Origin of the sequence: Janthinobacterium psychrotolerans (genome assembly GCF_001677885.1) — a bacterium.
Lineage (GTDB): Bacteria > Pseudomonadota > Gammaproteobacteria > Burkholderiales > Burkholderiaceae_D > Janthinobacterium > Janthinobacterium psychrotolerans.
The window spans coordinates 1-11,769 of sequence record NZ_LOCQ01000039.1; the positions used below are offsets into that span (position 1 = coordinate 1).

Genomic DNA, 11,769 nt, shown 5'->3' on the forward strand with positions numbered 1-11,769 from the left:
GCATCGAGCGCTTGAGCTGCCTGGCGAAGCGGCGGTAGTTTTCGCAGAACTGCGTGTAGCCGTAGGTCTGGCGATCGGCATAGTCGGCGCGGTGCTCCTCCCACAGCAGCATCAACGTCATGCCCTTACGGCGCAGTTCCTGGTGCAGGTAGCCATAATCGGGCTGCACATAGTCACTCGCCTTTTGGGCGCCGACCAGCAGGCGCCGCTCCAGTGCCGCCTCGTCCATGCTTTGTACAGTGAGCCAGTCCAGGCCAGCTGCCGCAGCCAGGCCGGCGTACTTCGTGACCACACCTTTAGACAGGCCAAGTGCATTGGCAATCTGCTGGTGCGACAATTTGGCGTCAAGTTTGAGTCGTAGTACGTCCTTAATTTTACGCATATTGATCCTCGGTGCGGGCACGCCATCTCCAGTCAAAAGCTGGGAGCCTACCCGTTCGGTTGCAAAATGCGTAACGTCATCACTGCGCTGTACAACACCATTCCGGCATCGTGACCAGCGATTCCGGTATCGTGACCGCTGATTCCGGACAATGCCCGAAATCGGTCACGTTCGCCCGGAATGGGCGGTCACGTTCAAACGGAATGGCTGGTCACGATGCCGGAATCACTGGTCACGTTCGTCCGGAATACCCAGCAGCCATTCTTTGAGCGCATCATTCATGCGTGTTTGCCAGCCCTACCCCGTCGCCTTGAAGGCATCGAGAATCTCGGTATCGAAGCGTATCGTGGTGCTGACCTTGTTGCCGCTGCCCGCAGGCCGGCCACGTCGCACGGCAAGCTCTGCTTGCGCCTGACGGCCCGACACGGCCTTGCCCACCACTTCCCACCTGCCTTGCTCGAAAAACGTTTCCGTCAATTACGGCGCATCGTCCGGATCACTCCAGGATTTGGCCATATCTTTCAATTTCGCATTCATTTGCTTTCCTCGCTGCCTCTGATATGCACGTATTTTCAGACTTGCTCATCAACATTGAAAGCTACGACGGTGCCGCCTCTCCCCGCACCGCCGCTTCAATCAGCGCCACGTCGATCTTGCCCATCTCCATCATCGCCGCAAAGGCGCGGCGGGCGACTTCGCCGCCTTGCGCCATGGCGTCGGTCAGCACGCGTGGCGTGATCTGCCACGATATGCCCCAGCGGTCCTTGCACCAGCCGCAGGCGCTCTCGGTGCCGCCGTGGCTGACGATGGCGTTCCAGTAACGGTCGGTTTCTTCCTGGTCCTCGGTCGATATCTGGAACGAGAATGCTTCGTTATGCCTAAAGGTGGGGCCGCCATTGAGGCCCACGCAGGCCACGCCGCAGACAGTGAATTCCACGACCAGCACGGCGTCGGCCTTGCCGCCCGGGTAATCGGAAGGCGCATGGTGGATCGCGCCGACGCCGCTGTCGGGGAAAGTCTGGGCGTAAAAGTTGGCGGCCTCTTGCGCCTCGTGGTCGTACCAGAGGCAGATCGTGTTCTTTGCCATCGTGATTCTCCTTGAAGGTGCGTGCTCATCGTAATGTACAAGGAAAAACCCTGGCAGGCCAGCACCTTACGGGCAGGCAATCGCGCCGATATTTACACCGATACTGGCCGCACCAGCGCCTTGCCCACCAGCGACTGCACCATGCGGCCCAGCGGCACTTCCACCCAGCGGTGGAACGCCGCGCCGGCGCCCAGGCTGGCGGCCCAGGCCGTCAGCATGCCCAGCGCCTGCCATTCGGGCTCCAGCGGCGCGTAGCGCACAAAAACAGTATTGACAAGCAGGCTGACCGGGAAGTGAATCAGGAACACGGCATAGGAAATACGGCCCAGGGTATTGACGGCGGCGCCAAGCGGGCCGGACAATACCTTGACCCTGCGTCCGCACAGGAACAGCACGCAGGCCACCGCCAGCGCCAGCTCGATGCGGGTGCGAAACTCAACCGCCAGCGCCAGCCACGCCGGCACGATCAGCAACAGCATCATGACGGTGGCGGCATGGCCCTGGCGGCGCGGATCGCTGGCCCACCAGGCCAGCATGCCCAGTCCATAGCTGCCGAAGAAATATGGCGCCCAGTTGTCCCAGCCAGAGTCCAGGTTAAAGTACAGCAGCGAGGCCGTCACGCCCAAGGCGACGATGGCCGGCACCAGCCACGGCCGGCGCCGCTCGCCGGCGATGCGGCCCGTGCTCCAGAACAGCAGCGCCGCCAGCGCGTACAGTTGAAAGTCGATCGCCACATACCAGGCGCCGGCCGACAGCGACTCATAGCCGAGCACGCCATGCAGCAGCAGCGCATGGGCGCCGATCTGGCCGAAGGTGGCCGGCGCCGAAATCGAATCGTGGCTCATCAGGGTCAAGGCCAGCGCATTGGCCAGCGCCGCGATCAGGGTGGCGGCGACAAAGGGCGGCGCCAGCTTGGCATAGCGGCGCCAGATCGCCGACAGCGGCGAAGGCGACGCGGCCAGTCCCGGCAAGCCGGCAGGCGACAGCGACTTGGCGGCCAGGAAGCCGCCGATCACCAGGAACACCTGCACGGCGATGCGCGCACTGTCGCCCAGCCAGTCCAGCAGGGCTGGCCACATGGGCTGCACATAGTCCGACATCGGGCCGTAAAACGCCAGGTGGTGCAACACGATCAGTTGCGCCGCGCCCGCTTTCAAACCATTGATCCAACCAAACTGCGGACGATTTTTTAGGTCCGCCTGAACTGCTGTTGCTGCCGTCATGCCCTGTCCTTGCCTTGCCAGGTACTTCTCGCCGCCCCCCGCGCGAACTGGCGCGTGGACGATGATTTTCCCGAGAGGCCGACATGATAGCCGAGCTGGGCAATGCGGTGACGCGCGGTTGCCTGTTGGAATTAATCTTTTCGTGAAAAATCCGCGCGCAGCATGGTTTGAATGATGCTGCCGCCTTCCGGGCGTGGCCGCACCGCCACAGCCATGGTCGGCAGCACAAACAGCACACCTGGCTGCTCTTCCATGCTCATGATCAATTGCTCCAGCTCGCGTCCGACCGACTCGGTATGCCCGAGCTTTTCCGCCAGCAGCGCTTCGCACCGGCCGCGGTAGTCGGTGCGGCGCGGGCACTGGTCCGCGCGCACGAAGGCGATATGGCGGCTCTCCAGGCGTGCCGCCAACTGCGCGACAACCGCCTCCTGGGCGCCATCGACATAGGCGGAATACGCCGCGCCGGTGCCGCCTCCCCCCTGCGCCGAGAGCAGCAGCAGCGAGACGTTGGCGCCGAACGCCCGGGCAGCCGCTGGCGGCACATAGGCAAACGGCGGCGCGTAGTCTTTGCCGAATGTCTGCTGCAACTGCGCCGCATTCGCCCTGCGCCAGGCCGGCAGGCAGCGGGCATTGCTGGCGGCAAAGCATTGCGTGTAGCCGGTGCGGTCATCGAGAAACAATTCCTCGACCGCATTGGCCGGCGCGCCAGCCGCAGCCACTGGCCGCACCTCCCACTTGCCGGCGCCATTCTTGTACCAGGCCAGGGTGGTGCGCGCCCATTCCCATATGCGCACATACGGATTGACGTGTTCGTCGAGCGCTTCGGGCAGATACGTCCTGGGCAGGGCGATCGCGTCGCGCCGACCGCCGTCGGCATCGACCACCATCACCATCGATGGCGCCTCATGGCTGTCGACCAGGGCAAACGCGGCGCCGTCCGGCGAGATCGCGGCCAGGGTGTTGGCATACAGGTTGTACTGATCGGCCAGCGTCTGGGGCACCACGGTGGTCTTCACCGGTAGCGCGCGCAGCAGGAAGCCTGGCCGCATGTCGCCCGGAAAATACAGCAGGCCAGGCGCCATCGGAAAACCGTGCGGATACGCCTTGGTGGCACGGTATTGAACAGCCAGCGGCAGATTTTCCACCACCGCCTTGCCATCGCGTTCATAGGCAATCTGCAGCACCCGGTCGTAGTTTTCGAATACTTCGGCAAAATACACGGGCGGCTCCAGGCCATCCCAGCGCGTCAGGTCTTCGGCCTGCTTGATCAGCACCCTGTCGCGGTACAGCAGCCGCATCGACGCGATCTGGGTCGACGTCAAAAAGCCGCCGCCCTGGCGGTACATGATGGACAGGGCCGTGAATGGCCCGGCGGGAGTGGCTTCAGTGACGCTTTCGCCGCGCTTGAGCACGCCGGCGTAAGGGCCTTCGGGCGGCTCCGTGTACGGCGAACAGGCGGCCAGCAGCATGGCGGCCGCAAGCCAGGAAAAAGCAGAGCGCGCAAAAGCTGGCATGCGTGTGGGTTCCCCGGTGATTGCTGGAAGATCAGCAATATCGAAGATATTCTACGGCAACTCAGCTGTCGCTTGCGCCGGATTGCCGCAGGATCGCCGCCAGCAAGCCCGGGAAGCGGCTGTCCATGTCGGCCCGACGCAGCCGGTTCATGTGGGTGGTGCCGGTGTTTTCGGTCCACACCAGCCCGGCTTCGCGCAGCACCTTGAAATGGTGCGACACGGTGGACTTGGGCCGCCCACCGTCGAGGTCGCCGCAGGCGGCGGCATCGACGCGGGCCAGGTGCTGCACGATGCCGAGGCGTATGGTATCGCTGAGGGCGTACAGTACGCGCTCAAGGACGAATTCGCTGGCTGGTGGGTGTTTGTGTGGTCGCATGGGCAGAATCATACACGATACGCTATACTCCTTCCATTCTTCGAAAACTTTCGAAGTACAGAACCAACCACTCATTTTTGCAAAGGCCACCATGTCCGCCCTGTTCCAGCCCTACCACCTCAAAGATATTACCCTGCGCAACCGTATCGCCGTGCCGCCGATGTGCCAGTACATGGCCAATGACGGCCTGGTTAATGAATGGCATCTGTCGCACTACGCCGGCATGGCCCGTGGCGGCGCCGCCCTGGTGATCGTCGAAGCGACAGCTGTTTCGCCGGAAGGGCGCATCACCCCCGGCTGCACCGGCATCTGGAGCGATGCGCTGGCGCAAGGCTTCGCGCCCATCGTCAAGGAAATCAAGCAGGCCGGCGCGGTGCCAGGTATCCAGATCGGCCACGCCGGCCGCAAGGCCAGCGCCAACCGTCCATGGGAAGGCGACGACCATATCGCCGAAGGTGATCCACGCGGCTGGGAAACGATTGCGCCGTCGGCGATCGCCTTTGGCGGCGGCCTGGGCAAGGTGCCGCGCGCCATGACCCTGGACGATATCGCCCGCGTGCGCCAGGATTTCGTGAACGCCGCCGTGCGCGCGCGCGAGGTGGGCTTCGAATGGCTGGAGCTGCATTTCGCCCACGGCTACCTGGGCCAGAGCTTTTTCTCGTTTCATTCCAACCAGCGCGACGATATCTATGGCGGCAGCCTGGAAAACCGCAGCCGCTTCCTGCTTGAAACCTTGAAAGCCGTGCGTGAAGTCTGGCCCGAACACCTGCCGCTGACGATCCGTTTCGGCGTGATCGAATTCGACGGCCGCGATGAAGAAACCCTGTTGGAGTCGATCGGCCTGGTGCGCCAGTTCAAGGACGCCGGCATGGACATGATCAGCGTCAGCATGGGCTTTACCATTCCCGACGCGACGATACCCTGGGGCCCGGCCTTCATGGGTCCGATCGCCGAACGCGTGCGTAACGAAGCGGGCGTGCCGGTCTCGTCGGCCTGGGGCTTCGGCACGCCGGCCATCGCCGAGCAAGTGGTGAAGGACGAGCAGCTCGACGTGGTGATGGTCGGCAAGGCCCACCTGGCCAATCCGCACTGGGCGTATTTCGCGGCCAAGGAACTGGGCCTGCCGCGCGCCTCGTGGACCATGCCGGCGCCGTACGCGCACTGGCTGGAACGCTACTGATAGCCCCCGTCAGGAACAGCAAAGCGCATATTCGCACCGGCGCCAGGACCACGCCGGTGCCAGCGACGAGCGACCCGCACGGCCGTCGCATGCTTCGACTACAATTTATCCCTACACTGTTTACTAGACCAACGGGACACACGATGATCGTCTTTATTACCGGCGCCACCGCCGGCTTTGGCGCCGCAATGGCGCGCACCTTTGTTCGCAACGGCCACCGGGCAATCATCAGCGGGCGCCGCGCCGACCGCCTGCAGGCGCTGGCCGCCGAGCTGGGCGAGGCCGCCCTGCCGCTGCTGCTGGACGTGACCGACAAGGTTTCCATCAGCACCGCGCTCGACAGCATTCCGGCCGATTGGCAAGCCATCGACGTGCTGATCAACAATGCCGGCCTGGCGCTGAACGTGGCGCCTGCCCATGAGGCGTCGCTGGAAGACTGGGACACCATGATCGCCACCAATATCAGCGGCCTGGTCGCCATGACGCGCGCACTGCTGCCGGCCATGGTGGCGCGCGGCAGCGGCACCATCATCAACCTGGGCTCGGTTGCCGGCGACACGCCCTACCCCGGCGGCAATGTCTACGGCGCCACCAAGGCCTTTGTCGAGCAGTTCACGCTGAACCTGCGCGCCGACCTGGTCGGCACCGGCGTGCGCGCTACCAATTTGGCGCCGGGCCTGTGCGGCGGCACCGAGTTTTCCAATGTGCGCCTGAAAGGCAACGACGAAGCGGCGGCCAAGGTCTACGAGGGCACGCAGCCTTTGACGGCCGAGGACATCGCCGAGACTGCTTACTGGATCGCCACCCTGCCGCCGCATATCAACGTCAACCGCATCGAGATGATGCCGACCTGCCAGGGCTATGGCCCGCTGAACATCAAGCGCAAGCTGGCAACGTAATCGAAAGGTCGCCCGGCCTTCCACGGCGAGTCAGTTGACCACCCCACGCCTGGCGCCCTTACTCGCTTTCCACGCTGGCGCTGTCGCCAACGCCGGCCGGCATGCGCAGGCCGGCGCCGACCACGCTCAGGCGCAGACCCGGCACGACGTTGGTATTGACCACCGGCCCCGCTTGCACTTGCAGCACCGGCGCAGCGCGGCTGGCAAAGGCTAACGCTTGCGTGGTGGCGACAGCAGCATCGTCCTTGCCGGTCACGGCGTCTTGCGTCGCCGGCAAGGCGGGAGGCGTGTTTGCCTGCACCATATCGCCTTGCGAAGCCGCCACGGCGAGCGTGCCCAGCGCACTGGACAGGGCCGCTTGCAGCGCTGGCGTGGGGGCCGCAACCGGCGGCGCCTGGTTCGGATTGACGGTCAATACGCCTGGCGTATAGGCCAGCGCATAATTGACCGCGGTCTGTCCGCCCGCCGACACCGCGTAGGCGCCCACTACCGAACCGGCGGTGGCGTCGGTGGTGAACGCCAGGTTACCGCCCACCTCGCCCACTACCGTATCGGCGCCCAGCAAACCGGTGTAGCTGGCGGTGAAGGCCGGGTTCGCACTGCCCTGGTTTTTCGCGGCGCTGTCCACCCGCACGGACAGCGCGGCCTGGCCTATGGTCGCGGTGGTGCTGGCCGTGGTGTTGACCACGTAGTTGCCCGCGTCCGCACCGCCGAGGGCGATGCCGCTCACCGTCACCGTCTTGTTCACGCCGGCATTTTTGGTGGCGAAGCTGGCGCCGGTGTTGCTGATGCTCAGCACATCGCCGGCGATGCGGTTGTCACTGAGCGCCACGCTGGCATTGCTGGTGGTGTCGTACACACGGTTGGCGCCGGTTGCGGCCACCACCAGGCTGGCCGGCGTGATGTTGGCCGTGGCGCGGGCTTGATTGCTGACCAGCGTGTAATTGCCGGCGTCAAAGCCAGACAGGGCGATGCCGCTGACATTGACCGTCTTGCCTTTGGCCGCGTTCTTGTCGACAAACGCGCCGCTGGCGCTGGCGCTCAGGCTGTCGCCAGCGACCATGCCGGCAAACACCGCGCTGCCGGTGCTGACCGTTGCCGCCGTGGTGCCGTCATAGACCTTGCTGCCGGCCTTAATGCCGGTCACGCCATTGATGGCGGCGCGGCTGATGTCGGCCGTGGTGCTGGCGGTGTTGCTGGCCAGCGTGTAGTTGCCGGCGTCGGCACCACCAAGGGCGATGCCGCTGACACTGACCGTCTTGCCGGTGGCCGCGTTCTTGTTTGCAAACGTTCCGCTGGCACTGGCGTTCAGGCTGTCGCCGGTGACCATACCGTTAAACGCTGCGGCGGACGTGTTGACCGTTGCTGCCGTGGTGCCGTCATAAGTCTTGCTGCCGGCGGTGATGCCGGTGACGGCATTGATGGCGGCGCGGCTGATGTCGGCGGTGGTGCTGGCGGCATTGCTGGTCAGCGTGTAATTGCCAGCATCTGTGCCGATCAAGACGATGCCTTCGACCTTGACAGTCTTGCCGTTGCCGTAGCTACACAATCCAGCACTTCCATTGCTCATTTTGAAGAGGTAGCAACTTTACCTTGAAAAATTCCTTGCCGCCGGTCATAATAGCCGCCCTTGGGTCGTTAGCTCAGCTGGTAGAGCAGCGGACTTTTAATCCGTTGGTCGCAGGTTCGAATCCCGCACGGCCTACCAAGAATTTGCTTGATGTAAAAGCCAACCCTCGCCGGTTGGCTTTTTGCATTTCAGCGCGCATGTTCTATCATGCTGGCATTCCAGTTGAACTCAAGCCCATGCCCTTTACCATCGCCGCTCCCGTCCACAGCGAACTGATCATCAAGAAAAGCCGTTTTATCGGCTGCGTGCAGCCGATGACAGACCGCGCCAGCGCGCAGCAGGTCGTCAACGGCTTGAAGGCCCAGCATCCGGGCGCGGTCCATGTGTGCTGGGCGCTGCTGGCGGGCGGACAGTCGGCGGCCGTCGATGATGGCGAGCCGAGCGGCACGGCGGGGCGGCCCATGCTCGACGTGCTGCGCCACCAGGACCTGGAAGGGGTACTGGCGACCGTGGTGCGCTATTGGGGCGGCGTGAAACTGGGCGCGGGCGGGCTGGTGCGGGCCTATACCGACAGCGTGGCGCAGGCGCTGCTGCAGGCGGAAAAGACCGCCATCGTGCGCCAGCGCCAGCTTCGCTGCACGGTGCCGTATGCGATGGAAGGCATGTTGCGGCGCGAACTCGATGCCGCTGGCGCGACCTTGCTGGAAGTGGCGCACGACGAGGCGGTGCTGTTCGACTTCAGCCTGGCCGAAGGTGCGGCCAGCGCGCTGCTGGCGCATCTGCATGAGGCCGGCAACGGGCGCATCGCCTGGCTCGGCGAACCGGACTAGACCGGCAAGGGAAAACTGCGCAGGCTGGCCAGCCGCTGCCTGCATTCGGCAAGCTGGTCCGCATCGAGCTTGAGCTCGAACGCCGTGATGGAACCGGAATAGTTGCTGACATGACTCCAGAGGCGCCGCACCGACAGCAGCTCGCCATGCAAGCTGGCGTCGAGCAGGCTGATCTCGAGCGAGCCGTCATCGCGCACGGCATAGCGCGCGGCCGGATCGCGTGACAACGCATGCGTCCAGCGCTGGTTTTGTGCGGTCGAGGTTGGCCACAGTTTGATCCTGAAAAACGCATTGATGCTGGCCAGCAAGGGCTGGATGTCGTTCAGGATACGATGGACGCGCTCGTCGCCAGTGTCGCGCAGCCACCTGGAATTGCTTGCATAGGCCAGCTCGAGCGCAATGTCATGATAGGCATGCGCCGTGCCGGCCTGTGCCAGTTGCGGCCCGAAATGGCTGGACTCGATCGCTTCGAGCGCCTCGACCAGGCTGGCCAGCGCGGCCAGCGTGGCGGTGATGGGCGTGGCCGGCGGCGTCATGCGTCCTTCGGGCGTTTCATTTGCAGCAAGATAAAATGCAGCCAGGCCAGGGCCGGCAACACCACCAGGATCAGCGCCAGTCCGGCCGGCATGGCTGGCAGGAAATGCACGCCGGCGGCCAGCAAGCCGGCCACCGCCAGCCAGAAACGCCAGTCGAAGGCATAGGCCTTGCGCGCCACGGTGGCCAGCGCGATGCGCCAGAATTGCACCAGGGCCCACAGGCTGGCCGCCAGCACCAATGCCGTGACGGTATTGGCTTCGGGCGCCTCCGACCAGGTGCGCACGAGGTTGTAGAGCAGCACGGGAAAGCCGCCCGCGATGGCCACGGTAGCGGGCCCGGCCGCGATAATGGCTTCGACCAGCCAGCCTTTGGAGCGATGATCCATGGCCGCCCCCTACGCGACGACGCCGCAAGGGGCGGCGACCATCTTCATGGCCAGGCGCGGCCGTTCTTGCGCAGTCAGTAACTGTGCTTGCTTGAATTGATTCATGTTTTCCCGGTTGAAAAGTACGCGCCTTGCTGGCATGAGGCGCACCATTTTACCCTCCACCGCAGGGCTTATAACAGGCTGGTCTATTCTTATAGCGTAATATTCGCAGCCGGTTCGACAGGAACGCCCCCATAGTACGGTAGAGTAGCTGCCCTCCCGTGGCAAGCACGTGCAATGTTCCTTGGAGCAAAGTTCTATAAAATGCCGTGTGCAGCAAACACCAATAAAACCAAGATAAGGCCTTCCTATGGCAATCCCCATCATTGTTAACCTGATCGTCGCGCTGGCCGTCTTCGCCTTCATGTTCCGCCAGCAAAGCCGCCACGCCACGTTTACCGTGCGCGTATTTACCGGCCTGGGCCTGGGCGTGCTGCTGGGTGCGGCCGCGCAAGCCATCTATGGCGCCGACGCGCCCGCCATCGCCGGCACCAATGAATACCTCGACATCGTCGGCAGCGGCTACGTCAAACTGCTGCAGATGATCATCATGCCCTTGATTATGGTGTCCATCATCTCGGCCATTCTGAAGCTCAAGGACGCCAGTTCGCTGGGCAAGATCAGTGTGCTGACCATCGGCATCCTGCTGGTCACCACCACGGTGGCGGCCGCCATCGGCATCCTGATGGCCAAGCTGTTTGGCCTGACCGCAGTCGGCCTGACCTCGAGCGCGGCCGAAGTGGCGCGCGGCGTGCAGCTGCAAGGCTCACTGGAAACGGCCAAGGCGCTGTCGCTGCCGAAACTGCTGGTCAGCTTTGTGCCGGCCAACCCCTTCCTCGACATGACGGGGGCGCGCAAGACCTCGACCATCGCGGTGGTGGTGTTCGCCATCTTTATCGGCATTTCGGCCACCGGCATCGCCGCAAAAAAACCCGAGATCTTCGCGTCTTTCGAGCAGTTCATGAAAGTGGCGCACGCCATCGTTATGCGCATGGTCACCCTGGTGCTGCGCCTGACGCCGTATGGCGTGTTCGCGCTGATGTTCGAGGTGGTGTCGAGTTCAAGCTACACCGATATATTAAAACTGATCAATTTCGTGGTGGCCTCGTACAGCGCCCTGTTCCTGATGTTCCTGGTGCACCTGGCCATTATCACGGGCACGGGACTGAACCCGCTGCGCTTCGTGAAAAAAGTGTTCCCCGTGCTGGCCTTTGCGTTCACCTCGCGCACCAGCGCCGGTTCGATTCCCATGAGCGTGCAGACCCAGACCCGCCGCCTGGGTACGCCGGAAGGCATCGCCAACTTCGCCGCCTCGTTCGGCTCGACCATCGGCCAGAACGGCTGCGCCGGCATCTATCCGGCCATGCTGGCCGTGATGATCGCGCCCACCGTCGGCGTCGATCCGTTTACCGCCAGCTTCCTGCTGCCCTTGCTGGCCATCGTCACCATCGGTTCGATCGGCGTGGCCGGCGTCGGCGGCGGCGCCACCTTTGCCGCCCTGATCGTGCTGTCGGCGATGGACCTGCCGGTGGCGCTGGCCGGCCTGCTCATTTCCGTCGAGCCGCTGATCGACATGGGCCGCACGGCGCTCAATGTCAGCGGCTCGATCACGGCCGGCACCGTCACCAGCCGCGTGATGGGGCAGACCGACCTGGCCATCTACAACAGCGAGACGGCGGCCGACCTGGACGAGGCCGAGCACGCAGTGTAAGCCTCAGCACCTGAGCGCCATGGTTTGCCGCTT

General features: G+C 63.9%; 13 protein-coding genes and 1 tRNA gene. 5 read left to right on the forward strand and 9 right to left on the reverse strand.

All coding sequences use genetic code 11. The annotated features are described in order from the left end of the window. The 6 genes from ASR47_RS02915 to ASR47_RS02940 form a co-directional block, all read right to left on the reverse strand. On the reverse strand, window positions 1–403 hold a 403-nt coding region (locus ASR47_RS02915), incomplete at its 3' end, for an IS21 family transposase (RefSeq protein WP_483790119.1). A gap of 276 nt (window positions 404–679) precedes the next feature. Beyond that, the gene (locus tag ASR47_RS02920) at window positions 680–859 is read right to left on the reverse strand and encodes a BrnA antitoxin family protein (RefSeq protein ID WP_065306273.1); all 180 of its coding nucleotides are present in this window, start codon (window positions 857–859) and stop codon (window positions 680–682) included. 121 nt (window positions 860–980) lie between these two features. Then, complete coding sequence (locus tag ASR47_RS02925) at window positions 981–1,469, reverse strand: VOC family protein (protein WP_065306274.1); 489 nt, start codon at window positions 1,467–1,469, stop codon at window positions 981–983. A 92-nt stretch (window positions 1,470–1,561) separates the two neighbouring features. Then, window positions 1,562–2,692 (reverse strand): acyltransferase family protein, encoded by a 1,131-nt coding sequence (locus tag ASR47_RS02930; RefSeq protein WP_065306275.1) that lies wholly within the window; start codon window positions 2,690–2,692, stop codon window positions 1,562–1,564. A 131-nt stretch (window positions 2,693–2,823) separates the two neighbouring features. Further along, the gene (locus ASR47_RS02935) at window positions 2,824–4,206 is read right to left on the reverse strand and encodes a hypothetical protein (RefSeq protein WP_150127665.1); all 1,383 of its coding nucleotides are present in this window, start codon (window positions 4,204–4,206) and stop codon (window positions 2,824–2,826) included. Between the two features lie 61 nt (window positions 4,207–4,267). Then, complete coding sequence (locus tag ASR47_RS02940; RefSeq protein WP_065306325.1) at window positions 4,268–4,582, reverse strand: ArsR/SmtB family transcription factor; 315 nt, start codon at window positions 4,580–4,582, stop codon at window positions 4,268–4,270. 91 nt (window positions 4,583–4,673) lie between these two features. On the opposite strand from ASR47_RS02940, the gene ASR47_RS02945 reads away from it, so the two are divergent. After that, complete coding sequence (locus tag ASR47_RS02945) at window positions 4,674–5,762, forward strand: NADH:flavin oxidoreductase/NADH oxidase (RefSeq protein ID WP_065306277.1); 1,089 nt, start codon at window positions 4,674–4,676, stop codon at window positions 5,760–5,762. Window positions 5,763–5,905: 143 nt separating this feature from the next. Continuing rightward, on the forward strand, window positions 5,906–6,661 hold the full coding sequence (locus ASR47_RS02950) for an SDR family NAD(P)-dependent oxidoreductase (protein WP_065306278.1): 756 nt from the start codon (window positions 5,906–5,908) through the stop codon (window positions 6,659–6,661). A gap of 58 nt (window positions 6,662–6,719) precedes the next feature. Here the strand turns inward: ASR47_RS02950 and ASR47_RS02955 are convergent, their stop codons facing one another. Continuing rightward, window positions 6,720–8,210 (reverse strand): YDG domain-containing protein, encoded by a 1,491-nt coding sequence (locus tag ASR47_RS02955; RefSeq protein ID WP_065306279.1) that lies wholly within the window; start codon window positions 8,208–8,210, stop codon window positions 6,720–6,722. Window positions 8,211–8,293: 83 nt separating this feature from the next. Between ASR47_RS02955 and ASR47_RS02960 the strand changes: the two genes are divergently transcribed. Together ASR47_RS02960 and ASR47_RS02965 are read left to right on the forward strand one after the other, a co-directional pair. Next, window positions 8,294–8,369: transfer RNA gene (locus ASR47_RS02960), tRNA-Lys, on the forward strand. A 98-nt stretch (window positions 8,370–8,467) separates the two neighbouring features. Then, a complete protein-coding gene (locus ASR47_RS02965; protein ID WP_065306280.1) occupies window positions 8,468–9,061 on the forward strand; it encodes an IMPACT family protein in 594 nt (197 codons plus the stop codon). Here the strand turns inward: ASR47_RS02965 and ASR47_RS02970 are convergent. Next, entirely contained in the window at window positions 9,058–9,597 is a 540-nt protein-coding gene (locus ASR47_RS02970; protein WP_065306281.1) for a hypothetical protein, read from the reverse strand. The two genes, ASR47_RS02965 and ASR47_RS02970, sit on opposite strands and share 4 nt — an antisense overlap. Further along, window positions 9,594–9,983 carry a hypothetical protein gene (locus ASR47_RS02975; RefSeq protein ID WP_065306282.1) on the reverse strand — a complete coding sequence of 130 codons (390 nt, stop codon included), beginning with the start codon at window positions 9,981–9,983 and terminating at the stop codon, window positions 9,594–9,596. The genes ASR47_RS02970 and ASR47_RS02975 overlap by 4 nt, the downstream gene beginning before the upstream one ends. Window positions 9,984–10,335: 352 nt before the next feature. Here ASR47_RS02975 and ASR47_RS02980 point away from each other — a divergent pair, with 352 nt between their 5' ends. Next, a complete protein-coding gene (locus ASR47_RS02980; RefSeq protein ID WP_065306283.1) occupies window positions 10,336–11,736 on the forward strand; it encodes an L-cystine transporter in 1,401 nt (466 codons plus the stop codon). Window positions 11,737–11,769: the final 33 nt, after the last annotated feature.